The 26,011-nt window shown below is 68.6% G+C and carries 22 protein-coding genes; 7 read left to right on the top strand and 15 right to left on the bottom strand.

Going from position 1 to position 26,011, the window contains the following annotated elements; translation table 11 throughout:
- Positions 1-59: 59 nt before the first annotated feature.
- From ACOAMO_RS03085 to ACOAMO_RS03055, 7 genes are all read right to left on the bottom strand, one after another.
- Positions 60-383, bottom strand: coding sequence for a thiamine-binding protein (locus ACOAMO_RS03085; RefSeq protein ID WP_420176133.1), 324 nt, complete (start codon positions 381-383; stop codon positions 60-62).
- Between the two features lie 71 nt (positions 384-454).
- Positions 455-1,486, bottom strand: coding sequence for an NAD(P)-dependent alcohol dehydrogenase (locus ACOAMO_RS03080; protein ID WP_420176132.1), 1,032 nt, complete (start codon positions 1,484-1,486; stop codon positions 455-457).
- A gap of 111 nt (positions 1,487-1,597) precedes the next feature.
- A complete protein-coding gene (locus ACOAMO_RS03075) occupies positions 1,598-3,976 on the bottom strand; it encodes a LuxR C-terminal-related transcriptional regulator (RefSeq protein WP_420176131.1) in 2,379 nt (792 codons plus the stop codon).
- A gap of 91 nt (positions 3,977-4,067) precedes the next feature.
- The gene (gene cydC / locus ACOAMO_RS03070) at positions 4,068-5,738 is read right to left on the bottom strand and encodes a thiol reductant ABC exporter subunit CydC (RefSeq protein WP_420176130.1); all 1,671 of its coding nucleotides are present in this window, start codon (positions 5,736-5,738) and stop codon (positions 4,068-4,070) included.
- The gene (gene cydD, locus ACOAMO_RS03065; RefSeq protein WP_420176956.1) at positions 5,735-7,333 is read right to left on the bottom strand and encodes a thiol reductant ABC exporter subunit CydD; all 1,599 of its coding nucleotides are present in this window, start codon (positions 7,331-7,333) and stop codon (positions 5,735-5,737) included. The genes cydC and cydD overlap by 4 nt, the downstream gene beginning before the upstream one ends.
- 78 nt (positions 7,334-7,411) lie before the next feature.
- Positions 7,412-8,503 (bottom strand): cytochrome d ubiquinol oxidase subunit II, encoded by a 1,092-nt coding sequence (gene cydB / locus ACOAMO_RS03060; RefSeq protein WP_420176129.1) that lies wholly within the window; start codon positions 8,501-8,503, stop codon positions 7,412-7,414.
- Positions 8,504-8,518: 15 nt separating this feature from the next.
- On the bottom strand, positions 8,519-10,051 hold the full coding sequence (locus ACOAMO_RS03055) for a cytochrome ubiquinol oxidase subunit I (protein ID WP_420176128.1): 1,533 nt from the start codon (positions 10,049-10,051) through the stop codon (positions 8,519-8,521).
- 68 nt (positions 10,052-10,119) lie between these two features.
- Here ACOAMO_RS03055 and ACOAMO_RS03050 point away from each other — a divergent pair, with 68 nt between their 5' ends.
- A complete protein-coding gene (locus ACOAMO_RS03050; RefSeq protein ID WP_420176127.1) occupies positions 10,120-10,473 on the top strand; it encodes a BlaI/MecI/CopY family transcriptional regulator in 354 nt (117 codons plus the stop codon).
- A 347-nt stretch (positions 10,474-10,820) separates the two neighbouring features.
- On the opposite strand, the gene ACOAMO_RS03045 is transcribed toward ACOAMO_RS03050, so the two are convergent.
- A complete protein-coding gene (locus ACOAMO_RS03045) occupies positions 10,821-11,336 on the bottom strand; it encodes a flavin reductase family protein (protein WP_420176126.1) in 516 nt (171 codons plus the stop codon).
- A gap of 170 nt (positions 11,337-11,506) precedes the next feature.
- Between ACOAMO_RS03045 and ACOAMO_RS03040 the strand changes: the two genes are divergently transcribed.
- Positions 11,507-12,148 carry a glycoside hydrolase family 19 protein gene (locus tag ACOAMO_RS03040; RefSeq protein WP_420176125.1) on the top strand — a complete coding sequence of 214 codons (642 nt, stop codon included), beginning with the start codon at positions 11,507-11,509 and terminating at the stop codon, positions 12,146-12,148.
- Positions 12,149-12,238: 90 nt separating this feature from the next.
- On the opposite strand, the gene ACOAMO_RS03035 is transcribed toward ACOAMO_RS03040, so the two are convergent.
- The 3 genes from ACOAMO_RS03035 to ACOAMO_RS03025 all read right to left on the bottom strand — a co-directional run bounded on the left by ACOAMO_RS03035 (position 12,239) and on the right by ACOAMO_RS03025 (position 16,812).
- Positions 12,239-14,245, bottom strand: a complete 2,007-nt coding sequence (locus ACOAMO_RS03035) for an ABC transporter ATP-binding protein (RefSeq protein ID WP_420176955.1) — start codon at positions 14,243-14,245, stop codon at positions 12,239-12,241.
- A 194-nt stretch (positions 14,246-14,439) separates the two neighbouring features.
- Positions 14,440-16,173, bottom strand: coding sequence for an ABC transporter ATP-binding protein (locus ACOAMO_RS03030; RefSeq protein ID WP_420176124.1), 1,734 nt, complete (start codon positions 16,171-16,173; stop codon positions 14,440-14,442).
- Between the two features lie 51 nt (positions 16,174-16,224).
- The gene (locus ACOAMO_RS03025) at positions 16,225-16,812 is read right to left on the bottom strand and encodes a TetR/AcrR family transcriptional regulator (RefSeq protein WP_420176123.1); all 588 of its coding nucleotides are present in this window, start codon (positions 16,810-16,812) and stop codon (positions 16,225-16,227) included.
- A gap of 218 nt (positions 16,813-17,030) precedes the next feature.
- Here ACOAMO_RS03025 and ACOAMO_RS03020 point away from each other — a divergent pair, with 218 nt between their 5' ends.
- Both ACOAMO_RS03020 and ACOAMO_RS03015 read left to right on the top strand, forming a co-directional pair.
- Positions 17,031-17,633: a GNAT family N-acetyltransferase gene (locus ACOAMO_RS03020; protein WP_420176122.1), complete on the top strand. Its 603-nt coding sequence runs from the start codon at positions 17,031-17,033 to the stop codon at positions 17,631-17,633.
- Between the two features lie 43 nt (positions 17,634-17,676).
- Positions 17,677-18,339 (top strand): HAD-IA family hydrolase, encoded by a 663-nt coding sequence (locus tag ACOAMO_RS03015; protein WP_420176121.1) that lies wholly within the window; start codon positions 17,677-17,679, stop codon positions 18,337-18,339.
- A 39-nt stretch (positions 18,340-18,378) separates the two neighbouring features.
- Here ACOAMO_RS03015 and ACOAMO_RS03010 read toward each other — a convergent pair whose 3' ends face one another.
- Entirely contained in the window at positions 18,379-18,657 is a 279-nt protein-coding gene (locus tag ACOAMO_RS03010; protein WP_420176120.1) for a hypothetical protein, read from the bottom strand.
- Between the two features lie 195 nt (positions 18,658-18,852).
- Between ACOAMO_RS03010 and lysS the strand changes: the two genes are divergently transcribed.
- On the top strand, positions 18,853-20,325 hold the full coding sequence (gene lysS, locus ACOAMO_RS03005) for a lysine--tRNA ligase (RefSeq protein WP_420176954.1): 1,473 nt from the start codon (positions 18,853-18,855) through the stop codon (positions 20,323-20,325).
- A gap of 101 nt (positions 20,326-20,426) precedes the next feature.
- Here the strand turns inward: lysS and ACOAMO_RS03000 are convergent, their stop codons facing one another.
- Complete coding sequence (locus tag ACOAMO_RS03000; RefSeq protein WP_420176119.1) at positions 20,427-20,711, bottom strand: cell division protein CrgA; 285 nt, start codon at positions 20,709-20,711, stop codon at positions 20,427-20,429.
- Positions 20,712-20,824: 113 nt separating this feature from the next.
- On the opposite strand from ACOAMO_RS03000, the gene ACOAMO_RS02995 reads away from it, so the two are divergent.
- A complete protein-coding gene (locus tag ACOAMO_RS02995; protein ID WP_420176118.1) occupies positions 20,825-21,604 on the top strand; it encodes a DUF881 domain-containing protein in 780 nt (259 codons plus the stop codon).
- A 66-nt stretch (positions 21,605-21,670) separates the two neighbouring features.
- Entirely contained in the window at positions 21,671-22,318 is a 648-nt protein-coding gene (locus ACOAMO_RS02990) for an aminodeoxychorismate/anthranilate synthase component II (RefSeq protein WP_420176117.1), read from the top strand.
- A gap of 72 nt (positions 22,319-22,390) precedes the next feature.
- On the opposite strand, the gene pknB is transcribed toward ACOAMO_RS02990, so the two are convergent.
- Together pknB and ACOAMO_RS02980 are read right to left on the bottom strand one after the other, a co-directional pair.
- Positions 22,391-24,457 carry a Stk1 family PASTA domain-containing Ser/Thr kinase gene (gene pknB, locus ACOAMO_RS02985; RefSeq protein ID WP_420176116.1) on the bottom strand — a complete coding sequence of 689 codons (2,067 nt, stop codon included), beginning with the start codon at positions 24,455-24,457 and terminating at the stop codon, positions 22,391-22,393.
- A 124-nt stretch (positions 24,458-24,581) separates the two neighbouring features.
- Positions 24,582-26,009, bottom strand: a complete 1,428-nt coding sequence (locus ACOAMO_RS02980; RefSeq protein WP_420176953.1) for a peptidoglycan D,D-transpeptidase FtsI family protein — start codon at positions 26,007-26,009, stop codon at positions 24,582-24,584.
- Positions 26,010-26,011 lie beyond the last annotated feature (2 nt).

Genomic DNA, 26,011 nt, shown 5'->3' with positions numbered 1-26,011 from the left:
TTCGTTCCCCGGGCTCGGCCTTTCGGTCCCCGAGCTTGTCGAGGGGCGATCGGCTGGCGTCACGCCTGCTGCTCCAGCGCCTGCTCCAGGCGCTCGAGCTTGCCGGTGAGCTCGCCCGTGTGGCCCGGGCGGATGTCGGCCTTGAGCACCAGCGAGACGCGGCTGCCGTACTCGCCCACCGCCTCGGTGGCGCGCCGCACCACCTCCATGCACTCGTCCCACTCTCCCTCGATGGTGGTGAACATCGAGTCGGTGCGGTTGGGCAGGCCGGATTCACGCACCACGCGCACGGCGGCCGCAACCGCGTCGTGCACGGACGCATCGGCATTCTCTCGACCCTTGGGGCCGGTTCCGGAAGGGGCAACGCTGAAGGCAACGAGCATGGGGCCGAGTCTAGGACCCGGCCCCATGCTGGACGGTCACCTCGTGGTGCTCGCCTCGTGGTTGGCTGCCCTCAGGGGATGCAGACGGCGCGGCCGTCGATCTTGCGCTCGTGGAGCATTCGGTAGGCCATCGGTGCCAGATCCAGGGGGAAGGGTGTGGTGCGGATCTCCAACGGCTGGCGCATCGCCATCTGGACCAACTCCATCAGCTCCAGACGCGAGCCCCACAAGGAGTTGGAGACCGACATCTCCCAAGGGGTGATGCCAAAGCCCACCTTGGCATGGCCGTCCCCGGCCCCGATGAAGACCACCGCCGACTGCATGCCACCGCAGGCGATCGCCAGTTCCGGGGTGGGGCCACCGGCGACGAAGTCCAGCACGAGGTCGGCGCCGTGGCCCTGGGTCAGTTCCTTGACGTGCTCCGCGGCCGCCTTCTCCGAGACCAGCGCGTGGTGGGCGCCCACCTCCTTGGCGAAGGCCAGCTTGGGGCCGGGCAGGTCGAGTGCGATCACCTGGGCATCGGACATTCTGCGCAGCAGCTGGATGGCGACGTGGCCCAGCCCGCCGGCGCCGATCACCACCGCGGTGGCGCCGGCCCGCAACCGGTGCAGGTTGCGCTTGATCGCGGCATAGGGAGTGAGGCCAGCGTCGTTGAGGGGCGCCATCTTGATCGGGTCCAGGTCGCCGATCGGGACGATGTGCATCACGCTGTCCACCGGGATGTACTCGGCCATGCCGCCGGGGGCGCCGAAGCCGGGCGAAACCATGCCGCGACGGCAGTGGTTCTCGTTGCCGCGGGCGCACATGTCGCACACGCCACAACCCCAGCAGCCGTAGACCAGCACGTTGTCGCCCACCTCGACGCCGGTGGTGCCCTCGCCGAGCTCCACGACGCGGCCTGCCGTCTCGTGGCCCAGGGTCATGGGCAGGTCATAGCCATAGGTGGCGAAGGTCTTCTCGTCGAGCGACATCACGAACTCGTCGGAGTGGCACAGGCCGGAGGCGGTGACCTCCAGCACCATTCCGCCTGGTGGTGCCTTGGGGTCCTCCACCTCGACGACCTCGGGTGCGGAGCCGATCTTGCGGTACTGGACAGCCTTCATGACTTCCCCTTTTCCCACGTCCTTGTGGGTCGAGTTACTTTGGGCGAGTCTACGACGTCGTGTAGTTGTTTTCCACGGTTCGTGCCGAAGCAAAGCAGGTGTTCAGCTGGATCAGCCGCGCAGGCCCATCAGCGTGGCCCGCGCGATGGCCTCCTCGCGGCTGGAGACGCCCAGCTTCTTGTAGATGCGGCGCAGGTGAGTCTTGAGGGTGTTGAGCGAGATGAACAATTCCTCGGCGGTCTCCCCCAGGGTCTTGCCGCTCTCCAGGCGCTGCAGCACCTGCCGTTCCGCCTCGGTGAGGGGAATATCCCTGCGGCTAGCGGCCGCCACGCGGGTGTGGCGTGCATTGGAAGTGTTGAGGCCCAGGCGGTCGGCCAGCACCCCGGCGCGCTGGAAGCAGCACAGCGCCTCGTCGGCGTGGTGGGCGTCGTCGGCCGCCATGCCGAAGATCATCAGGCGGTACAGGGTCAGCTTGGCAGGCTCCGACGATGACCCGTCGGGCGCGACGAGCGGCGCCAGCAGGTCGTAGGCATCACCCGCCCTGTCCTCGGCCAGCCAGAGCCTGGCCTGCAGCACCGGCGCCCGTCGTGTGGCGCAGGGGTGGTCGATGGCGCGGATCCGGCCGAGCATCGCCGCGGCACCGCCCACGTCGTTCTGGGCCAGCGCGGCGTCGAAACCGGCCAGCAGCACCAAGAGCTCGTGCCACGGGGTGGGGGAGTGCCCTGGCTGGACGAGGTAGACCTCCACCAGCCGACGGGCAGCCCCCGGACTGTCGTCGGCCACCTCGTACATGGCGCGCACATGGGTGCGCAGCGCATCGTTCTCGGCCAGCCTGTCAGTCCGGGCGGCCAGCATCTCCAGCCAGTCCCGGGCTGCCGGCAGGTCGCCGGTGTCGATTGCCGTCAAGGCCATTGCCAGCACCGCGAACTCGTCGAGGGAATCGGTGACGAAGGTCGTGCCCGATGCCGCCTCCAGGGCCTCCTCGGCCAGTTGCCGGGCCTCGGCCACCTCGCCCCGGTCGGCGTGGATCCAGGCCAGCGTCGACAAGGTGGTGACGACCACCCAGGGCACCTTCACCACCCGGGCGAGGCCCAGCCCGTGCAGCAGCGACTGGGCGGCCTCGTCGATCCTGCCTTGGTGCAGCAACCACAGTCCGTGCTCGGTGTGGACCGCAGAGAGCAGGGCCAGGTCGTACTCGTGCACCTCCCGGCTGGCCGCCTCGCGTGAGATCTGCAGTGCGGTCGAGACGTCGATGGTGGCGGGGTAGCCGAGCCGGCGGGCCATCCCCAGCGTGAGGGCCACGTGGCCGAAGCGCGCCGTGTTGTTGTCCAGCCGGGCCATCTGGGTGCGCATGGCCTCCATCTGGGCCACCAGGGGGCGTGGGGCGGACAGGCCGCGGGGCACGCTCTGGGAGATGTCCAGGCCCCACCCGGGAGGCAGCACCGCATTCAGCGTGGGCAGCGCCTCGGCCAGCTCGGGGCGGTTGGTGTGCACGGTGAGGAATTCGCCCGCGATCATCCATGCCAGCTCCGGGAGGCCAGCGCCCATGGCCAATTCGATCGCCTCGATCCGGCGTTCGCGATTGCGCAGCCACAGGGCGGCGCGCTCGGTCAGCTGGGTGCTGCGGTCCGGTTGCTCCTCGGCCAGCCGACGGCGCAGGTGGTCGCGCAGCATCGGGTTCAGGCTGATGGTGTTGGCATCGTCCCAGTGGATCGGCACCCCCAGGGCCTGGAGCCGGGTGAGCTGGGCGGCGGCGTCACCGCGGCCGGTCATCCACGCCGCCGCTGGTGGGTCGACGGTTGGCAGCGGGCACACCTGTTGCAGGAAGTCGATGTCGTCGGGGGAGAGCCCGGAGAGCACCTCGGCCTCCAGATAACTGCCGGTGAGTTTCGAGACCTTGCTGGTGTGCGCCCAGGTGAGGGGTTCCGCCGCCAGTATTCGTGCCACGGCCGGCCAACCGCGGGTGCGGGCCATGATCCGGTCGAGCCGCTCGGGTGGCAGCTGGGGGTTGTGTTCGTGCAGCAAGGCCGCCATCTCCTGGCGCGTGAGGGTCAGCGTCTCTCCGGAGATGTCCACCAGCAGGCCGCGCGCGGCCAGGGAACCCAACGGGGCATCGGGACGGGTCCGGCCGACGAAGACCAGCCGGAGGCGAGGGAGGCGTTCTGCCAGCTCCAGCAAGCGCGCCACCAAGCCGGAATCCTGGAGCAGCGACCGCTCGGCCACCACAAGAGCCAGCAGCTTCTCGCCGATGGGGTGCGCCTGTTCCTCCACGGCGCCGAGCTCGTCCGGCGAGGTGAGCCAGCGCGCCTCGACCTCAGGGTGCGCGGCCAGCCAGGAGCGCACCAGGGTCCGCTTGCCATGGCCTGCCGGCCCGGAGACGACCGCGATGCGGGCACGCAGCAACCGGTCCAGGCTGCTCATCAGGCGCTTGGGGGGCGGCTCGGCCATGGGCAGGTCACCGTCCATCGACGATGCGCTCGCCTCCGCCATCTGAACTCCCCCCGGATTCAGTGCTGCGCATGCATGCCGCGCAGTCGGCACTTCGCGGAATGACCGCCCCCGCGGCCACCGTGTGTTCAGGCTAGCCGGAGGCGCCTACCGTGTCACCCGGATGATCACCCTTCGGGGTGTGGTTGTTCCCACCCTCGGGGCGGGTGAGGGTCAGCCGATGGGTGCACTGCGCCACCACGGCAGGGTCATGGGTCACCACCACGGCCGGATCAGTGCCCACGGCCCGCCACAGGTCGTCCATCAGGGCATCGGCAGTGCCACGGTCAAGGTGCTCGGTGGGCTCGTCCAGCAGGTACAGCTGTGCTCCGGTACCGGGGGACTGCTGCACCAGCAGCCGGGCCAGTGCGAGCCGGCGCACCTCGCCACCGCTGAGCGTGGCTCCTTGTTCACCCACCACGCGCAGCGGGTCGAGTGACAACCCGGCGCGACGAAGTGCGTCGGCCACTTGCTCGTCGGTGGCGTCCTTGTTGCCGATCCGCACATTCTCGGCCAGCGTCGTCGCGAAGACGTGCGCATCCTGTGCCAGGTATGAAACCTGGCCGCGGGTGGTGATGTGGCCGGCCAGCGGTGGGATCAAGCCCATGATGGTGGCGGCCAGCGTCGTCTTTCCCACTCCCGAGGGGCCCGTGACGGCCAGGCGCTGACCGGGCTCCAGCCGAAGGTCCAGCCCCTGCACCAGCGGCTCCCCGTCCGGCCAACCAATGGTCACCCCGTGCAGTTCCAGACCGGCGCGGCTGACGGGTTCGCTGCTGGGCCGGTCGCCGCGGCCCACCTGCGGGGTCTGCAGCAGCGTCGCCACCCGCGTGATCGAGGTGCGCGCCCGGGTCCAGGTCTGGGCGGCCTGGGTGAAGGTGGACAGCACCTCGTGCAGGGCCAGCGGAGTGAGCACCAGAACCGCCAGGTTGCGTCCCAGCAGTTGGCCATCGACCACCGCTCGGCCACCGATCCACAGCGCCGCGGTCACGGCCACGCCGGCGGCCAGGACCTGCCCCGCGGTGCCCAGACCTCGGGTCCACGCAGCGCGACGATCCGCGGCCTCCAACTGCTCCTGCAGCACCTCCTGGCGAGCCAGCACCTCCTCCTGCCGGCCATAGGCCACCAGGTCGACCGCGCTGCGTGAGATCTGGTCGACCACCGCGGCCAACTCGGCGCGGGCCCAGACCGCGTGCTCGTCGGCGCTGCGGCTCACGCGCTGGGTGAGCCACGGCAGCACCAGGCCGGCCACCAGGGCGGTGCCCAGCAGCACCGCGGCCGAGGCGGGGCTGAAGAAGGCCATCGCGATCGAGGTGCCCAGCATCACCAGCGAGGCGGAGAGCAAGGGCACCGCGACGCGGACCACCACGTCCATGATGGCCTCGACGTCGGCCACCACGCGGGTGAGCAGGTCACCCCGATTGCGGCCCAGCAGCGTGGTGCCGCTGAGGTGGTCATAGGCGCGCACCCGCAAGGCGCCCTGCATACGCAGCGCCAGGTCGTGACCCACCAGACGTTCGGCGTAGCGGGAGACGCCCCGCACGATGCCGAAGAAACGCACCCCGACGGCGGCCACCTCCAGGTAGAGCACCGGGGGATGCTCCGCGGCCCGGCTCAGCAGCCAGGCCGAGACGGCCATCAGGGCCACCGACGCGCCGCTGGTGAGCGTGGCCAGCACCGTCGACCAGAACAGCCTGCGCCTGCCGTGCGGGACGGCATCGAGCATCTGCAGCACCAGCGCGGTGTGTGCCCCCCGGGTGCGTGTCATGGGCGCCCCTGCGGGGCAAGGGTGAGTACCCGGTCTGCGGCCGACAGCACCGCCGGGCGATGGCTGACCACCAGCACACTGGCGCCACTGGCCCGTACGGAGTCGATCACGGCAGCCTCCGCGTCGGCGTCCAGACCGGCGGTCGGCTCGTCCATCACCAGCACCCGGGCGCCGTCGTGGTGGATCCGAAGCAGGGCCCTGGCAATCGCGACGCGGCGTCGCTCGCCCGAGGACAGGCCCTCCGCGTCGTCGCCCACTCGACGCTCTAGTTCCAGATCGGCACCGCCGGCCAGGTCGAGCACCTCACGCCACTGCTGCGGGCCGGTGGCGCAGCTGGCGCCCATCGCGATGTTGGCTGCGATGGTCGGCTCCGGCATCGCCGGTTCCTGCGCCACCCAGGCCAGCTGACGTCGCCAGGTCACCGGATCGGCCATCACGTCGACGCCATCGGACAACACCCGCCCCCGGTCGGGGCGCAGGAAGCCCATCACCACGGACAGCAGGGTGGACTTGCCGCCACCCGAGGGTCCGCGAACCGTCACCACCTCACCCGGCGCGAGCGCGAGGCTGACGCCGTCGAGCACTGGATCTTGCGCGCCCGGCCAGCGGTGGCAGATGTCCTCAAGGACGATGGTGGGGGTGGCGGGCTGGGACGGCCTTCCCGCACCCGGCTCCTCGGCAGCGCCGCGGGCGGGTCCGGCAGCGGCGGGGGACAGCTGCGCGGCTTCGATGAAGCCCAGGGCCTGGTCGGCTGCGGCCATCCCGTCGGCGGCGTCGTGGTAATGGGTGCCCACCTGGCGCAGGGGTAGGTAGGCCTCGGGGGCCAGCACCAGGATGAACAGGGCCGTCTGCAGATCCATCTGGTAGAAGACCACGCGAAAGCCCACGGTCACCGCCACCACCGCGACGCTCAAGGTGGCAAGCAGTTCCAGCGCGAAGGAGCTCAGGAAACTGATGCGCAGCGTCCTCATGGTCTCGTCGCGGTTGCGGCCCTCGGTGAGGCGCAGGCCCTCGCGCTGCCCGCGTGCCCGGCCGAAGACCTGCAAGGTGGCCAGACCGGTCACCAGATCGGCAAAGTGGTTGGCCAGCCGGGTCTGCACCTTCCACCGACGTTCCACCTGCTTCTGGGTGGTCCAGCCGATCAGAATCATGAAGATGGGGATCAACGGCAGAGTGACCGCGATGATGATGGCGCTGGCCAGGTCTTGGCTGAGGATCACCGAGCCCACCACCAGTGGCACGATCACCGCCAGCACCAGCTGCGGCAGGTATTTGGAGTAGTAGCCGTCCAGTGCGTCGAGGCCCTGGGTGGTGAGCGTCACCAAGGTCGACGAGCTCAGCGAACCTTCCTGCGGTCGCGCCAGCCGGGCCCGCACCAGGTCACGTCGCAGGTCTGCCTTGACCTGGGCCGAGGCGTGGTGGGCCAGGCTCTGGTTCAGCCAGCCCAGGCCGGCGCGCAGGGTGAAGACGGCGGCCAGCCCTGCCACCCACCCGGCCATGCCCACCAGATCGTGGTGGGCGAAGACGTGACTGATGGCATCGGCCAGCAGCCGAGCCTGCAGGCACAGCGCGACTGCCTGGACCAGGCCCACCACGGCAAGGGCGACCAGGAAGATCCTGGTCGCCCTGCCGCGCCGCACCAGGCGGCTGTCGATGGGCCCTGCCACGTCGCGTCAGCCTGCGCCCTGCTCCGCAAGGCCCGCGTGGGATTGCGTGGCCGGCAGGTTGGCAGTGCTCAACCGCTTGCGGAAGACCCAGTAGCTCCAGCTCTGGTAGCCCACCACCACCGGGACGGCCAGGAGTGAGGCGATGGTCATGATCTTCAGCGTGTACGGCGAGCTGGCTGCCGTGGTCATGTCGAGCGGATTGGCCGGATCGAGGCTGATGAAGCCCAGGTTGCCGTACATCTTCACGAAGATGTTGACCACCAGGAAGGCGATCGACAGGCCGGTGAAGACGAAGGCCCAGCCGTCGCGCTCCTTCTTGACCATCGCACCGCTGACGAACAGGAAGGCCGTGGCCATCAGCCCGAAGACCCAGCAGATCGCCGTTGCGGCGGTGCCCATCCAGGAGGTCTCGGCGGCAGGCCAGGCGACGTTCTGCCAGATGACGAAGGCGGCCATCAACAACGCGGTGACCAAGGTGGACTTCAGGGCGAAGCGATTGGCCTTGGTCCGGATGTTGCCCTTGGTCTTGAGCGCGATGAAGACCGCGCCGTGGCTGAGGAAGAGGGCGACGAACAGGGCTCCGCCCAGCAGCGCGAAGGGATTGAACAGGCTCCAGAAGCCCTGCGCGATGAGGACGTCGGAACCCACCCGGATGCCCTTGACAAAGTTGGCGAAGCCAATTCCGAAGACCAGCGAGGGCAGGAAGGAGCCGATGGTGGCGCACCAGTCGAGCGTGCGCTTCCACTGGGTGCCCTCGCGCTTGGCGCGGTACTCGAAGGCCACGCCACGGATGATCAGGCCCACCAGCACCAGGAAGAGCGGCAGGTAGAGACCGCTGAACAGCGTCGCGTACCAGCCCGGGAAGGCGGCGAACATGGCGCCACCGGCGGTGAGCAGCCACACCTCGTTGCCGTCCCACACCGGGCCGATGGTGTTGATCATGACGCGGCGCTCGTCCTCGTCGCGGCCCAGGATGGGGAAGAGCATCGCCACGCCGTAGTCGAAGCCCTCCAGGAAGAAGTAGCCCAGCCACAGCACGGCGGACAGTGCGAACCAGACGATCTGGATCGTCGACGGATCAGCATGCAGGGGAGTCAACGCAGGTCACCTTCCTCAGTACGCGAAGGACAAGGGGGCATCCTCGTCCTCCACGATCTCGACGGGTTCCACCTCGGGCAGACCTGCCCGGTTCCACTTGAGGATCAGCCCCACCTCGACGACGGCGAGCGCGCCGTAGATCAATGTGAACAGCAGCATCGTCGCCAGTGCCTCGCCGGCGCTGACCGACGGGGAGACCGCCGTCCAGGTGGGCATCACACCCGCGACGATCCAGGGCTGGCGACCCATCTCAGTGAAGATCCAGCCGAAGGAGTTGGCGAAGACCGGCAGCAGCGGCAGGGCCACCATGGCGGTCATCCACAGCCTGCCCGGCATCGGGTTGCGTCCCTTGCGCAGCACCCACAGGATCCAGGCCGCGATGCCCATGCCCGCGAAGCCGAGCCCCATCATGATGCGGAAGGTCCAGTAGGCCACCATCACATTGGGCCGGGCCTCCACGGGGACGGTCTTGAGGACCTCGGCGTACTGCTTCTGCAGTTCGGTCTGGGTGCCGTCGTCGCGGATGAACCCGTCCTTCTCGTACTGCTCCACCAGGTCGTTGACGCCCTGCACCTGGGAATCGAAGTTGCCATGGGCCAGGAAGCTGAGCAGCTTGGGGATCTTGAGGCTCCAGACCTCTTCGGTGCCGTCGATGGAGCCGATGGTCACCACGGAGAAGTCCGGGCTGTCGCTGGTCTCGTAGTGGGCCTCGGCGGCGGCCATCTTCATGGGCTGCACCTGGGTCATCACCTTGCCCTGGAAGTCACCCGACAGGCACACGAAGAGCGAGGCGACCAGCAGCACCCAGGCACCGAACTTGGCCGCCCAGCGCCAGGTGGTGATGTCTCGCTCGACGTGCTCGGCCTTCACCGACGTGCCGGTGTAGTGCAGGTCTTGACCCTCGGGCGCCTCCTTGCGGGCCTTGTGGAGCCGGGCGAGGTGCCAGCCCGAGAGCCCTGCCACCAGGCCGCCGCCCACCATGTAGGAGGCGCTGAGCTGGTGCGGGAAGGTGACCAGGAAGACCGGATTGGTGAGCAGGGCACCGAAGTCGGTGAGCTCCGCTCGGCCATTGCGGAAGACCGCCCCGACGGGGTTCTGCATCCAGCTGTTGGCGGCCAGGATGAAGACCGCGCTGAGCATGGTGCCGATGGCGGTGAGGTAGATGGTGAGCAGGTGGAGCTTCTTGGGCAGGCGGTCCCAGCCGAAGATCCACAGACCGATGAAGGTCGACTCGAGGAAGAAGGCGAGCAGGGCCTCCAGCGCAAGCGGGGCGCCGAAGACGTCACCGACGAAGCGCGAGTACTCGCTCCAGTTCATGCCGAACTGGAACTCCTGCACGATGCCGGTGACGACACCGGCGGCAATGTTGATCAGGAACAACTTTCCGAAGAACTTGGTGAGTCTCAGGAAGTTGTCATTTCCCGTCTTGTACCAAATGGTCTGGAGCACCGCGACGAGCATCGACAGTGAAATCGTCAGCGGTACGAAGAGGAAGTGGTAGACGGTTGTGATCCCGAATTGCCATCTGGCAATGATCTGAGCGTCCATGATGCGGACGCTACTACCAAAGGTCGTGGGTATCCATTCCTGTGCCGTCTGGCAGATACCATGTGCGCATGGCGATTCTGGGCGAGCTCGAAGAGCGCATCATGGAGAACCTTTGGCAGCAAGAGAATCCGGTCTCCGTGCGGCAGGTTCATGAGAGTTTGCTGAACCAGAAGAGCCTTGCCTACACGACGGTCATGACGGTCCTGGACCGGCTCGCCAAGAAGGGCGTCGTGAGCCGTGAGCGCGACGGGCGGGCCTGGCTCTACCGGGCGTCGCTCAGCCGCTCGGATCTGGTGGTCAAGGCCATGGTGGAGTCCTTCACGCAGGCGGGGGAGGCGGGCGACGAGGTGCTCGAGCGTTTCGTCGCAAGCCTTGACGAGCAACAGCGCGCCGCGGTGCGTGCCATGGCCCAACGGTCCTGAGGCGGCAAGCCCCGGGGTGGTCATGCATCTTGGGGTGCACCCCATCTCACTGGGTGGCATGCCGCATTGTGCTGGCAGCGAAAAACGACGCCTGAGGGCGTCGTTTTCTTTGCCTGCAAGGGAAAGCGGAGTTTCGACCGGATGGAAGAAGTGCGCCCTGACGTGGGGTGGATTTCCCTTGCATTCTTGATTGCGATTGTTTCCGTGGCTGTTCTGCGATCCTATTTCGAATTCAATGACGTGGATTCCGGGATCCTAGGTGTGAATTAATTCACTCGATCCAAGTTGGCTTTCCCTTTTTCTTCGCGCCGGGAGTGGCCTTCGCGCTTTCGCGGTGCCGGTGGGAGTCAGGGCTGTTCTTCGGGGGTCGTGTAACGCCCCCTCACGTGGTGCAGTGGGGCGTCGTCGGTGCCGGCGGCTGCTTCGTCGATGGTGAAGACCAACTGGCGGGACCAGCCTAGGTCGCTGGCATCCTCCAGGTGCAGCAGTGCCCAGTTCGCAGCGTCGGCCAGGCGCGGGCCGCACGGGGTCTGCTGCCACAGCGCCAGCGTGAACGGCCCGCCGGGGGCTGGTGCCAGGCCGGCGAAGGCATCGGCCAGGTAACGATGCTGGGCATCCAACAGCTGGATGACCGCTCGTCCGGTCTCCTCGACGCGCTCGGCCAGTCTGCTGTCGGGATCCACCAGGGCCAGGACGCGCCAGGGGTCGCCGTCGACGAACAGTGCGGCGCTGACGGTCCAACCGGCGCGCTGGCGACCCTCGCCGGCGGTGATCAGCGTGACGCGGCCACCCATCCGTCCGCGCAGCTGCCGGGCGGCCTCGCGGTGAGGGTTGGCGAAGGGGTGCTGGGTGTGGATCGTCATGGCTCCCTCCCGGTGCTGAGAAAGCTGAGTTTTGTTCTCAGGGATTCCTCATGTAAAGGTTGTTTTCCTTGATACCAAGCGAAATGTGCGAGGGCGTCACCCGGTCTGGGGTCGGCCTGCACGTGATGAATATCCCACGTCCCCCGCCCCCACCCCAGAGAGACGCCGCTGTGACCACCCCACTTCGTTCCGTGATCCGTCCGCTGGCCCCGGCGCTGGCCGGCCTCACCATCGCCGCCGCCATGACCGTCCCGTCCGCCCCGCGCGCCGAAGCCGCGCCGGCCGACGTGACCCTGGCCCAGCTCAACACCATGTTCGGCCCCCGCGTCTCCAAGAACCCGCGTGTGGCCGCCAACCTGGGTGAACTGAACCGCCAGATGCGGGCCAGCCACATCGACACCCCGCAGCGCCAGGCCGCCTTCCTGGCCACCCTGGTCAACGAGAGCCGCATGGACCCGGCCGCCGGCGAGGTGGGCAATCACGCCCGCTACCGTGGCCGTGGCTACATCCAGCTGACCGGCGCCTGGAACTACCAGGCCGCGGGCAAGGGGCTGGGCGTGAACCTGCACGGCAACCCCGGTGCGGCCTCCGCTCCCAAGAACTCGGCCCGGATCGCCACCTGGTACTGGACCAAGGCCCGTCCGCAGAGCAATGCCGCCGCAGACAACTTCGACATGGGCAGGATCAGCCGCTACGTCGGCTACGCCGCCGATTCCCGTGAGGATGTCGAGCGCTGCAACGACTTCAAGCGTGCCTACAAGGTGCTCAGCGGCAAGCAGGCCCCCTCCTGGACGACCTGCCACCGCCGCTGAGTCCGGTACACCGGAAAGACGCTCGGGTTCCTGCGATCCGCTCGTGCTGCAGCACGAGCGGATCACGGGAACCCGAGCGTCTCTTCCGGCTCAGGCCGCGTCGTCCTCCAGGGGCGCGGCGAACTGGGCCTCGTAGAGGGCGTGGTAGCGCCCCCTGGCCTCCAGCAGCTCCTGGTGGGTGCCCTGCTCGACGATCGCGCCGTCCTCCATCACCAGGATCAGGTCGGCGTCGCGAATGGTGCTCAACCGGTGCGCGATCACGAAGCTGGTGCGGTCACTGCGCAGCGCCGTCATCGCCTGTTGCACCAAGACCTCGGTGCGGGTGTCCACCGAGCTGGTGGCCTCGTCGAGGATCAGCATCGACGGATCGCTGAGGAAGGCGCGCGCAATGGTGATCAGCTGTTTCTCGCCGGCCGAGACGTTGGAGCCCTCCTCGTCGATCACCGTGTCATAGCCATCGGGCAGCGAGTGCACGAAGCGATCCACATAGGCGGCCGTTGCGGCGGCGACGATCTCCTCCTCGGTGGCGCCCGGGCGGCCGTAGGCGATGTTCTCGCGGATGGTGCCGCCGAAGAGCCAGGTGTCCTGCAGCACCATGCCCATCCGGTCACGCAGCTCGCGTCGCGACACGGTGGCGATGTCGACGCCGTCCAGCGTGATCCGGCCACCCTGCAATTCGTAGAAACGCATCAGCAGGTTCACCAGGGTCGTCTTGCCTGCCCCGGTGGGCCCGACGATCGCCACCGTCTGGCCCGGCTCGGCGACCAGGTCGAGGTGGTCGATCAGCGGCCGCTCGGGCAGGTAACGGAAGCTCACGTCGTCGAAGACCACCCGGCCGCGGATGGGGCTCGGCAGGGCGCCGGTTGCCTCCGCGGACTGCTCCGGGGCGTCCAGCACCTGGAAGACCCGTTCGGCCGAGGCGACGCCCGACTGCAACAGGTTGCTCATGCTGGCCACCTGCGTGACCGGCTGGGTGAACATGCGTGAGTACTGGATGAATGCCGTCACGTCGCCCAGGCGCATTGAACCGGAGGCCACCTTCAGGCCGCCCAGCACGGCGATGGCGACGTAGTTGAGGTTCCCGACGAAGAACATCACCGGCATGATGATGCCGCTGATGAACTGGGCACCGAAGGCGCTGCGGAAGAGTCCGTCGTTGTGCTGGGCGAAGACCTGCTCCACCTCCTTCTGTCGGCCGAAGGTCTTGACCAGCGCATGGCCGGAGTAGGCCTCCTCGATGTGGCCGTTCAGCTCGCCGGTCGACTTCCACATCTGTGCGAAGAGCTTCTGGGAGCGCTTGCCGATGAAACCGGCCAACACGCCCGAGATCGGGATGATCAGCAGGGTCACCAGGGCCAGCTGCCAGCTCACCCAGAACATCATCGCCAGCACACCGATGAGTGTCAGCAGGGCGTTGAGCAGCTGGGAGAGGGTCTGCTGCAGGGTCTGCGAGATGTTGTCGATGTCATTGGTGACACGGCTGAGCAGCTCGCCGCGGGGCTGCTTGTCGAAGTAGCTCAGCGGCAAACGATCGAGCTTGGCACTTACCTCCTGACGCATCCGGTAGACCGAACGCTGCACCACGCCGTTGAGCAGCCAGCCCTGCAGGAAGCCCAGCAGGGCGGCGCCGACGTAGAGCACCAGCGCCAGCAGCAGGATGCGGCCGAGTCGGCCGTAGTCGATGCCCTGCCCGACCACCACGCCCATGGTCTGCACCATGTCGGCCATGTCTGCTCGCCCGGCCCGTCGCATCTGCTCCACGACCACGTCGGTGGGGGTGCCTGCCGGCACCCTGGCGCCCAGCTGGGTGCCGAGGACGCCCGCGAAGATCACGTCGGTGGCACGGCCCAGGATCTTGGGCCCCACCACGTTGGCCAGCACGCCGACGGCGGCCAGACCGATGGTGAGCCCGATCAGGGCACGCTCGGGGCGCAGGTGGCCCAGCAGGCGCCGCAGCGAACTGGTGAAGTTCATCGGCTTCTCGACCGTGGCGCCCATGCCCATCGGGCCGTGCCCGCGTGGCCCACCGCCGTGCTTGGGGCGCTCCGGGGCCGTCTGCGCATGCACCGCGGCGGCCGCCGCCTGGTCGGCGTTCATCCCCTCGACAGGCTCGGGGACCGGGGTGTGGGTTGGCTCGGGGGCCACTTTTCCGTCGGCCGGGCTTGTCGAGGTGTGTGGCTTTTCGGTGGCCGAGCTTGTCGAGGCGTGTGGCCTTTCGGTGGCCGGGCTTGTCGAGGCGTGGGGCTTTTCGGTGGCCGAGCTTGTCGAGGTCACGTCATTGCGGTCGGTGCTCACGCTGCCTCCTCGGCGCTCAGCTGGGAATCGACGATCTCGGCGTAGGTGGGGCAACTGGCCAGCAGTTCGTCGTGGGTGCCGCGGCCGACGATTCGACCGTCCTCCAGCACCAGGATCTGGTGCGCCGCACGGATGGTGGAGACGCGCTGGGCCACGACGAGCACGGCCGCGCCGGTGGTCTCGTGCTTGAGGGCGGCTCGCAGCCGGGCATCGGTGGCCACGTCGAGCGCGCTGAAGGAATCGTCGAAGACGTAGATGGAGGGCTTCTTCACCAGCGCACGGGCGATCGAGAGCCGCTGTCGCTGGCCGCCGGAGACATTCGCCCCGCCCTGACTGATCTCGGCCTCCAGGCCGCCGTCCATCTGGCGCACGAAGTCGGCCGCCTGGGCGGTCTCCAGGGCCGCCCACAGCTGCTCGTCGGTGGCATCCGGCTTGCCGTAGCGCAGGTTGCTCGCGACGGTGCCGCTGAACAGGTACGGCTTCTGGGGCACCAGGCCGATCCGCGCCCACAGGGTGTCCGGGTCGATCTGGCGCACGTCAGTGCCGTCCACCAGCACCTGGCCACCCGTGGCGTCGAAGAGCCGCGGCACCAGGTTCACCAGCGTGGACTTGCCCGAACCGGTGGAGCCGATGATGGCGGTGGTCTGGTTGGGCGCCAGCGAGAAGTTGATGTCGTACAGCACGGGGGCCTCGGCACCGGGGTAGGTGAACTCGACGTCGCGCATCTCCAGCACGCCCCGGCCGGTCAGCTCGGTGACGCCGTCGGCGGGCGGCACGACGGTGGACTTGGTCTGCAGCACCTCCATGATGCGACGGGCGCACACCGCGGCGCGGGGCGCGAAGACCAGCATCATCGTGGCCATCATCACGCTCATCAGGATCTGCATCAGATAGGTGAGGAAGGCGGTGAGCTGCCCCACCTGGATGTGGCCCTCCATGATCCGGTGCCCGCCGAACCACATGACGGCCACCGATCCCAGGTTCATCACCAGCCCGACGAAGGGGAACATCGTCGACATGTAGCGCCCCAGGGTGGTGGCGGTGGTGGTCAGATCCGCATTGGCGCGCTCGAAGCGGGCGGCCTCGTGCGGTTCGCGGACGAAGGCGCGGACCACACGGATGCCGGTGATCTGCTCGCGCAGCACCCGGTTGAGGGTGTCGATGCGGGTCTGCTGGATGCCGAACAGCGGCGTGACGCGCCAGATCAGCAGTGAGACGCCCGTGGCCAGGGCCGCGACCGCGATGGCGATCAGCCAGCTCATGCCGGGATCCTCACGCACCGCCATCACCACGCCGCCCACCATGGTGATCGGTGCGCTGACCATCATCACGCAGGTCATCAGCACCAGTTGCTGCACCTGTTGCACGTCATTGGTGGTGCGGGTGATCAGCGACGGGGCGCCGAAGTGGTTCAGCTCGCGCGAGCTGAAGGCGAGCACGCGGTGGAAGATGGCGTCGCGGACGTCGCGGCCGAACTGCATGGCGGCGCGGGCGCCGAACCAGACTGCGGCGATCTGAGCGAGCACCTGCACCAGCGCCACGCCCAGCATCCACAGGCCGTGGCTCCAGATGTAGGAGGTGTCTCCCCTGGCCACGCCCTGGTCGATGATCCGGGCATTCAGGTTGGGCAGGTAGAGCGACGCGATGGTCGCCACCAGCTGCAGCAGGAGGACCATGGCCAGCAGCCCCCAGTAGGGGCGGATGTGGCGGTTGATGAGTTTGACGAGCACTGGATTCCTCACGTGCCGGGATGGAAGCGGGTGGGGGTGTGGGAGACGCGGTCAGGGGCGCTGGGTGATGCCGTACAGCAACAAGGAGGTGAGTCGCTCCGGATCGGTGAGCACCGCTTCGCCAACGTGGGGATGACCGGTGGCGAAGGCCAGGGAGCGCAGCATCGAAGCGGCCTCCGTCGGGGTGCAGCGCAGCTGGTCCGCGTCGGGCTCCAGCACCCGGGCGAGGGCTGCGACGAGCATCCGGGAACCCTCCTGGTGGCACTCGTGCATCCGGCCGGGTTCCCGGTGTCCGTTCGTGGCCTGCACCAGGGCGGTGAGGACGGTGGAGAGCTGCTCGACGTGCTCCTGCAGTTGGGCCAGTGCCAGGCGGCAGCGTTCCTCCAGCGGGAGGGTGCGGCTGATGCCGTCGAGGGCGCGGCAGGTCTCGGCCGGGTCCATCAGTGACTCCACGACGGCCTGGACAAGGTGGTCCTTGTTCTCGAAGGCCCGGAAGATGGTGCCCTCGGCGATGCCGGCGGCCTCGGCGACCTGTCGCGTCGTCACTCGGTCGGCGTACTGCAGCAGCAGGGGGCGGGCGGCCGCGATGATGGCGGCGCGACGCTCGTCGGGGGGAAGGGCTGGGGCTCTGGGCGGCACCCGTCCAGTGTAGTGAGTGAGCGCTCACTCGCGATTTCGACGTGCGCGGTCAACCCCGCACGTCGACGAGACCGGTGCACGTGCTGCATCGCGTGCCCTGGTGGGCAATGCGTGCGCGGATGACCCCGCACGTCGAAATGCCTGCACACTGAGATGCCCGCACCTCGAAATGACGGCGCGGCTGGCCGGAGACCCGTCGCATCCAGCAGACTCACACCATGCACGAGGTTCCTGGCGACGACGTCCGCGGGCAGGCAGTCCGCATCTGCTCCACGGCCTTTCCCGACGACCCGATGTTCGTCCAGGCCATACCGCAGGTGGCACGGCGGATGGCGCTCCTGCCGCTGATCTTCGACCTCGTGGCGCGAGACTGCGTCAAGGACGGCTGGATCGACCTGGCCGAGCGGGACGGTCACGCGGTGGGCACCGCCCTGTGGAGCGACGGGGGCGGCACGACGACCTCCCTGCGTGGGCTGCTGTCACCCGAGGCCGGCCGGATCGCTGCGCTGAGCGGGCTGCGGGGCAGCCTGCGCCTGCTGTCCTTGCAGCGCGAGCTGGACGAACTGCACAAGCAGGTGATCACCGAACCGCACCGCTACCTGGCCATGTTGGCGGTGCAGCCCACCCATCAGGGCAGGGGCGTGGCTGCCGAACTGTTGGAACGAGGGCTGAAGCGCGCCGACGAGGACGGCCTGCCGGTCTATCTGGAGACCAACCTGCCCCGCAATGTGGAGATCTACCGTCGCAAGGGATTCGTCGTGGTGCGCCGGGTGGAGCACCACGGTTTCGCCACTTGGGCAATGCTGCGACCGGTGGGCTGAGGCGGCCGGCGATGGCGCCGCAGGGGCGTGTCAGGATGGAAGCATGGCAGCCAATGCACTGCAGGGGCGGATCTTCGACGCCGTCATCTTCGACCTGGACCAGACGCTGATCGACTCGGCGCGGGCGCTTGGTGAGGCCTGGGGGCGCTGGATGGCCGAGCACTCGGTGGAGCCGGACACCTCACGCAGCTTCCACGGCTGGACCAGCGAGGACATCATCCGGCTGTGCCTGCCCGAAGAGCAGGTGGCGCAGGGTCTGCAGCGGATCGAGGAGCTGGAGGTCTCGACCACCGATTCCATCGCAGCGCATCCCGGTGCGGCCGAGGCGATGGAGACACTGCCCGCCGATCGCGTGGCCATCGGCACCAGCGGTTCCCATGCCGTGGCGCGCGCCCGGCTCGCGGCCGCTGGCCTGCCCGAACCACGGGTGCTGGTCACTGCCAGCGACGTGGAGCGGGGCAAGCCGGCGCCGGACATCTTTCTTTCGGCGGCACGCCAGTTGGGCGTCTCCCCACAGCGTTGCCTCGTCGTGGAGGACGCCGCGGCCGGGCTTGATGCGGCACGTGCCGCGGGCATGGCGACGCTGGCGGTGCTCACCAGCGCCCCGCCCGACCAACTGGTGGCCGACGCGCGGGTGCGTGACCTGTCTCAGGTGAGCTGGCAGCTCACCGACGAGGGGATCCTCGTCGAGCTTCAGGTGGATTGAGTCGAGCTCCAGGTGTACTGATCTGGGCTGGCCTCAGGCTCAGAGGAATTCGGGATTGGCCTCGTCGCTCGGGGCGCTCTCGGCCTGCTCAATGCCGTAGCTGGCGGTGCGGTCGGTGCCGACCGCCTCACGGGCGTCCTTGGCGACCTCGGCCTCGCGCACCCGATCGGACTGGCTGTCGTCCAGTTCGGGCTTGCCGACGGCGTCGACCGGGCCGGGAGCCTCGGCGTCGTCGCGGTAGGGATTGGTGGGGGCCTGCACCAGGTTCTCCTTGCCGGGGTCCTGGTCGGCGTCCGGGGCGTAGCGGTTCTGGTTCATGTCTCCTCCTGGCTGGTGGTGTGCCTGGCCTTCCGGGAAGTGCTCCCGGAACACCAACGCTAGGCATCGGCGAGGCCTGCTGGCAGGGGTTACGCGCGGGGCAGAACCGTCGATGCCTCGCGATAGGCTGGCACGGTGAGCCAGAACACTGACAATTCCGCCACCGCCACCGAGGGGCCTTCCGTCTCCGAGCAGATGCAGGTGCGACGCGACAAGCGCGAACGCATCCTTGCCGCCGGTGGCGAGGCCTACCCGGCCGACCTGCGACGCAGCCACACGCTGGCCGAGATCCGCGCTGGTTGGGACGAGAAGCTGCCCAATCCCGAGGACAAGGACGAGACCGAGGTCACCGTCGGTGGCCGCGTGGTCTTCGTCCGCAACACCGGCAAGCTGGCCTTCGTCACCCTGCAGGACGGCTTCACCCACGAGAACTCCGGCGAGCGGCTGCAGGTCATGCTGAGCCTGGCCAATGTGGGCGAGGAGGCCCTGGCCGCCTGGAAGGCCGACGTCGACCTTGGTGACTTCGTCTGGGTCCGTGGCCACGTGGAGCGCTCGCGGCGCGGTGAGCTTTCCGTGATGGCGCACGAGTGGCGGATGGCCTCCAAGGCACTGCGTCCGCTGCCCACCCTGCACAAGGAACTCAGCGAGGAGGCGCGGGTTCGCCAGCGCTACGCCGACCTCGTCGTGCGCCAGGAGGCGCGGGACATGGTGCGCACCCGCGCCGCCATCTACCAGGCCATCCGGCGGGTGCTCGACGAGCAGGGCTTCCTGGAGGTGGAGACCCCCACGCTGCAGCTGGTGCACGGCGGCGCCGCGGCGCGCCCCTTCAACACCCACCTCAACGCCTTCGACATCGACATGACGCTGCGCATCGCGCTGGAGCTCTTCCTCAAGCGCGCCATGGTGGGCGGCGCCGACCGCGTGTACGAGATGGGCCGCATCTTCCGCAACGAGGGCATCGACTCGTCGCACTCGGCGGAGTTCACCATGCTCGAGGCCTACATGAGCTGGGGAGACCAGTTCACCATCGCCGAGGTGATCAAGGACATCATCCTGGCGGCCGCCGAGGCCACCGGCATCCACCAGATCGAGACTCCCGAGGGCACCATCGACCTGGACGGCGAGTGGAAGTGGCTCAGCTTCTACCCGGGCCTGTCCGAGGCGATGGGGGAGACCATCACCATCGAGACTCCCGCCGAGCGGCTCATCGAGCTGCTGGAGGAGCGCGAGATCGACCACGATCCCAAGTGGAGCGCCGGAAAGCTGGCCATGGAGCTCTTCGGCGAGGTCGTCGAGCCGACACTGATCAACCCGACCTTCGTGTGCGACTACCCGGCCATTGCCCAGCCGCTGGCCCGGCCGCACCGCAGCGAGCCCGGTCTGGTGGAGGCCTGGGACCTCATCATCGGTGGCATGGAGCGCGGCACGGGCTTCAGCGAGATGATCGACCCCGTGGTGCAGCGCGAGGTGCTCACCCAGCAGTCGCTGGCCGCGGCCGCGGGTGATCCCGAGGCGATGCAGCTGGACGAGGATTTCCTCAACGCCCTGGAGTTCGGCTGCCCGCCGATGGGTGGGCTGGGTCTGGGCATCGATCGTCTGGTGATGCTGTTCACCGACGCGGGCATCCGCGAGACCATCCTGTTCCCGCTGCTGAAGCCCCAGGGCTGAGCCGGCCAAGACAGCGAACTGAGTGGGTCTGCACCGTCGTCGGTGCAGACCCACTCAGCTGTTTCGGGGTGGAACCACGTCCACGGCGTCTCGGGGTGGAACTACTTCCACATGGTGGCGATGCCGAAGGCAGCCGCCATCAGACCCATGCCAATCAGGATGTTCCAGTTGCCCAGCTCACGCATGCCGGGAATCAGCTGCCCGGCCACGTAGAAGGTGACCAGCCACGCCACACCCAGCAGGCCGACAATGACGAAGGCCCACGGCACCCACGCAGCGCTGGTGCCCTTGAGCCGGTCGTTGGAGCGTCGCTGGGAGGCGAGTTCCTGCTTGTGCTGCGCCTTCTTCTTGTCGGCGCTGTGCTTGCGAACCTTGGACTCTGGCAAGACCTACTCCTGTGGTGCTGTGATCGACGGGCGTGCCGATCCACTGCGGGTAGCCTAGTTGACGCCCGGTGGCACCCCCTAGCCGAGACCATCCGCGGCTGGGAGGAGAGAGCGTGGATCGACAGTCCCCACTGCTGACGCGCATCGTGACGCGCTTGCGGCAAGCCAGGCTGCGTCGAGCCAACCGGCCGACCAGGCGCGGCGCGCGCTTCGCCTCCCTCGTGGTGGTGATGGTCGCCGGGTTGATGATGGCCACCAGCGCCACCACCAGCCGGGGCACGGACCTGCGGCCCGACCGCAACGACGACCTGGTGGACCTGGTGCGCAGCCGCAGCCGGCAGAACGTGCAGGCAGCCAAGGACGTGGCGCAACTGCGCGCCCAGGTGGACCAGCTCAGTGACCAGACCGGCCAGAAACAGGACCATGCCGCGTTGGAGGCCGCCCAACGCGAAGCCGGCCTGACCCCCGTGAAGGGCCCGGCGGTCAGCGTGCAGCTGACCGACGCGCCATTGAGCGTGAAACCGGCGGGCGTGGACGAGGACCTGTTGGTGGTGCACCAACAGGACATCCAGATGGTGGTCAACGTGCTGTGGGCCGGCGGGGCCGAGGCCATGACGATCCAGGGCCAACGCGTCACCTCGTTGACCGGCATCAAGTGCGTCGGCAACACCGTGGTGCTGCACGGTGTTCCCTACGCCCCGCCCTATGTGATCACCGCCATCGGCGACCCGCAGCGACTCGAGGCGGCGCTGGCCGCCAGTCGCGAGGTGGCGGTCTACAAGCAGTATGTGGAGGCCTACCGGCTGGGTTGGAAGCAGGACAGGCTGGCCAGCGTCACCATGCCGGGCTATCGGGGCTCGCTCGACCTGGAGGCCGCAAGCGTCGATCGCTGAGCGTGCAGCCTTCCGGCTGGTGGCGACGGTGCGCCACGGTGGCCCAGATGCGTGACAATGACGCCCATGGCCCGGATCCTCGTCATCGACAACTACGACTCCTTCGTCTACAACATCGTGCAGTACCTGGCGCAGGTGGACGCGCAGGTGGAGATCTGGCGCAATGACGACCAGCGGCTCCTGACCCCGGTCGGCGAGCTGGACGAGTCATGGGTGGAGGGCTTCGACGGGGTGCTGCTCTCGCCCGGGCCGGGACGGCCGCAGGATGCGGGGGTGTGCATCGAGCTGGTGCGACGACTCAGTGGCCGCCTGCCGCTCTTCGGGGTGTGCCTGGGGCTGCAGTCGATGGCGGTGGCCTTCGGCGGTGTGGTGGACCGCGCTCCCGAGCTCTTCCACGGACGCACCAGCCCCGTCTTCCACGACGGGGAGGGGGTCTTCGCGACCCTGCCGAATCCGCTGACCTGCACTCGCTACCATTCGCTGGCGATCGTGCCGGAGACGCTGCCCGACTGCCTGACGGTGACCGCCCGCACCGAGGACGGCACCATCATGGGCGTGCGGCACCGCGAGCACCCCACCGAGAGCGTGCAGTTCCATCCCGAGAGCGTGCTGACCCAGCAGGGGCACCAGATGCTGGCGCAGTGGCTGGCGGAGTGCGGTGACCTCGAGGCTCCGGCCCGGGCAGTGGGGCTGGCCCCCGTGATGGCTGGCTGAGCGCAGCCAGTACGAGGGCCTTCCGACGGCGCTGGCCGGTGGCCAAGAGCCCCTACGGTCAGTGCCCTACGGTCAGGGGGTTCCCGGCGCCGCGGGCTGCGTCGGTTCCTGCGTGGTCGGTTCCTGGGTCGGTTCCTGCGTGGTCGGCTCCTGAGTCGGTTCCTGCGTGGTCGGCTCCTGAGTCGGTTCCTCGGTGGGTTCCGGTTCCTGGGACTGCCCCGGATCGGGCTGCTGCGTCGTCTCGGTGTCCGTAGGCATTGGAGTCACCTCACCCATCGGCGGCGGAGGAGTGCTCTGCGTCGGCGTGGGGCTCGGCTCCACCGAGGACGGCTCCTCGGTGGGGGTCGGGGCCTGGGAGGTGGGCTGGTGACGGCCCACCACGACGGCGATCTCCCGGTCCTTGGCCAGGCTTCCACCGGCCACCGGGTTCTGCTCCAGCACCTGGCCGGCAGACGCGGCATCGCTGTCCCGTTCGCTGACGCTCAGCCCGAAGCCGGCGGCCTGGGCGGCGTCACGCGCCTGCTCGAGCTGCATCCCCACCAGATTGGGCACCTGCAGCCGCCCCGTGGCCAGGTAGACGGTGATCTTCTGCGACGCGGCCGAGACCTCGGCGCCGCTGGCCGGGTTGGAGGTGACCACCTGGCCCTTCTCCAGTCCGCTGGCCTTGGCCTCGTCCTCGGCCTTGGCGTCGGCGAACTGGATGTTGTTGGGCTTGAAGCCCGCACCCAGCAGCACCTCGCGCGCCTTGTCCTCGCTGAGACCGGCCAGCTCGGGGATCTTCACCTTCTGTGGTCCGTCGTTGACCTTGATGGTCACCGTGCTGCCCTTGCGGGCGTCCTGACCGCCGGTGGGGTCCTGCTCGGTCACCTGGTTCTCGGTGGTGGCGGGGCCGTTGAAGTGTTCGGAGGCGACGCTGAAACCGGCCGTCTCCAACTCTGCGGTGGCCGCATTCTCGTTCTGCCCCACCACGGTGGGCACGGCGACGAGCTCTGGGGCGCTCGAGGGCTTGAGGAAGAAGTAGGCGGAGATGCCACCCACCAGCAGCAGCGCGGCCAGCAGCAGCCCGATGATCCAGCTGATCGCAGACCGCTTGCGGGGTTCCTCCACCGCCTCGACGACCACCTCGTCCTGCGTGCCGGTGTTGGCCGAGGCGGCGGAAGCGGCCGAGGCCGCCGACGCCGGGGCGGCCGGCGTCGCCGCGGAGGCAGGCACCACGGCGGTCGGTTCGGTGGCTGGGCCCATCGCCGCGACGGGCGCCACGGGAGCGGAGGGCAGCGGGGCGCTGACCGACTGGCCGGCCAGCAACCGGGCGATGTCGTCGCGCATCTCCTTGCCGCTCTGGTAACGCTGCGCCGGATCCTTGGACAGCGCCTTGAGCACCACCGCATCCATGGCGGGCGTGAGCTCCGGGTCCAGCTCGCTGGGGGGCACCGGGGTCTCGCGCACGTGCTGGTAGGCCACGCTGACCGGGGAGTCGCCGACGAAGGGCGGCCGGCCCACCAGCAGCTCGTAGAGCAGGCAGCCGGCGGAGTAGATGTCGCTACGGGAATCGACCGTCTCGCCGCGCGCCTGTTCGGGCGAGAGGTACTGGGCCGTACCGATGACGGCGGCGGTCTGGGTCATCGTCGCCGAGGTGTCCGCGACGGCGCGGGCGATGCCGAAGTCCATCACCTTGACCTGGCCGCTGGGGGTCAGCATCACGTTGGCGGGCTTGATGTCGCGGTGGATGATGCCCGCGCGGTGGCTGTGGCCGAGCGCGTCGAGCACCCCCTGGGTCCACTGCAGCGCCTTCTCGGGCAGGATGCGACGATCCGAGCGCAGCAGGTCGCGCAGGGTGTGGCCCTCCACCAGCTCCATCACGATCCACGGCACGGCGATCCCGGACTGCGGATCGGGCTCCTCGCCGGTGTCGTAGGTGGAGACGATGTTGGGGTGGTTCAGGCCGGCCGCCGACTGCGCCTCACGACGGAAGCGTGCCTGGAAGGTGGGATCGGTGGCCAGGTCCACGCGCAGTCGCTTCACTGCGACGTCGCGGCCCAGCCGCAGGTCACGGGCTCGCCAGACCTCCGCCATGCCACCTCGACCGATCACCTGGTCGAGCTTGTAGCGGTCTCCAAGCACCGCATGCTCCTGGGTCATCGCGACGTTCCTTTCGGTCGGGCTGCAACCTGTGCAGACCCAAACTGGACCCTCGTCCATTGTGGCTGATGGGTCTGGCAGGTGGATGAGACTTCCACCACGGGATGGGCAGGCCGTTGGAGGATCACTTCATCGCCTCCACCACTGCCCGGAAGATGGGGCCGCCGAGCCGGCCGCCGGCGATCTCGCTGCGCTGCACCTGGGCGTCCTCGATGAACACGGCGATCGCCAGGTCTGGATCCTGGGAGAAGCCGACGAACCAGGCATAGGGCGGACGGTTGGGATCGGACTGGGCGGTGCCGGTCTTGCCGCCCACCACGGTGCCGGGCACGGCGGCGCGGGTGCCGGTGCCCTGCTCCACCACGTTGACCATCATCTGCTGCAGCGCCTGCGCATTGCGGGGCGCCATCGCACGTTCCAGCTTCTTGCCGTCATTGGAACCCAGCTTCGACAGGTCCGGATTGCGCACGTCCTGCACCAAGTAGGGCTGCATCACCTGGCCGTCGTTGGCGATGGCGCCGGCCACCACGGCCATCTGCACGGGGGTGGCGGCGACGTCGAACTGGCCGATCGCGCTCATGGCGGTCTGCGGGGTGTCCGGGGATTCGGGGAAGCGGCTCACGGCCGGGGACAGGTCACCCTCCAGCGCGCTGTCGAAGCCGAACTTCTGGGACTGCTCGCGCAGCTTCTCGGCGCCCAGGCTCATGCCCAGGTTGGCGAAGGCGGTGTTGCAGGAGACCTGCAGCGCCTTGTCGATGGTGCTGGTGGAGCCGCCGCAGTTCACCTCATTGGTGAGCCGGGTGTTGGTCTGGGGCAGCTTGAGGGCCACCGGTGACTCGACGGTGCTGGTGGGCTCCATGCCGTCCTCCAGAGCCGCGGCAGCGGTGACCAGCTTGAAGGTGGACCCGGGCGGGTAGACCTCCTTGGTGCCGCGATTGGACATCGGCCGCGATTGGTCGGTGCTCAGCTGCTGCCACGCCTTGCGTGCCTGGGACAGGTCGGTGCTGGCCAGCGCGTTCGGGTCATAGCTGGGCTTGCTGACCATCGCCTTCACCGCACCGCTGCGGTAGTCGATGGCGACCACGGCGCCGGTGCGGTTGCCCAAGGCGTCGCTGGCGGCCTTCTGGGCCCTGGCATCCAGCGTGGTCTGCAGGTTGGCCCCCACCGGCTGGTCGCCGGTGATGGTGTCGAGCACCCGGCCGAAGAACTGGCTGTCGTCGGTGCCCGAGAGCTGGGTGTTGTAGCTGGCCTCGAGCCCGGCGTGGGCGTAGTCGTAGGAGTAGTAGCCGGTGACCGGGGCCCACAGCGGGCCGTTGGCGTAGGTGCGCTTGAACTTGAAACGGCCGTCGCTGGGCTGGGTCTGCGCGATGGGGGTGTTGCCCACCAGGATGGCGCCGCGCTGCATGGCGAACTCGGCGTCGCGGGTGCGGCGGTTGCGGGGGTCGGCATCCAGGGTGGAGTCGCGGACCACGGCCGTGTAGCTCAGATTGGCCAGCAGGGCGAAGAACATCAGGGCGGCCACCAGGGCCACGCGCCTGATGGGATGGTTCATGC

Source organism: Luteococcus struthionis, assembly GCF_048595755.1.
Lineage (GTDB): Bacteria > Actinomycetota > Actinomycetes > Propionibacteriales > Propionibacteriaceae > Luteococcus.
The sequence above is the reverse complement of the archived record's forward strand: the minus strand, read 5'-3'. Positions and strand labels throughout refer to the sequence as shown.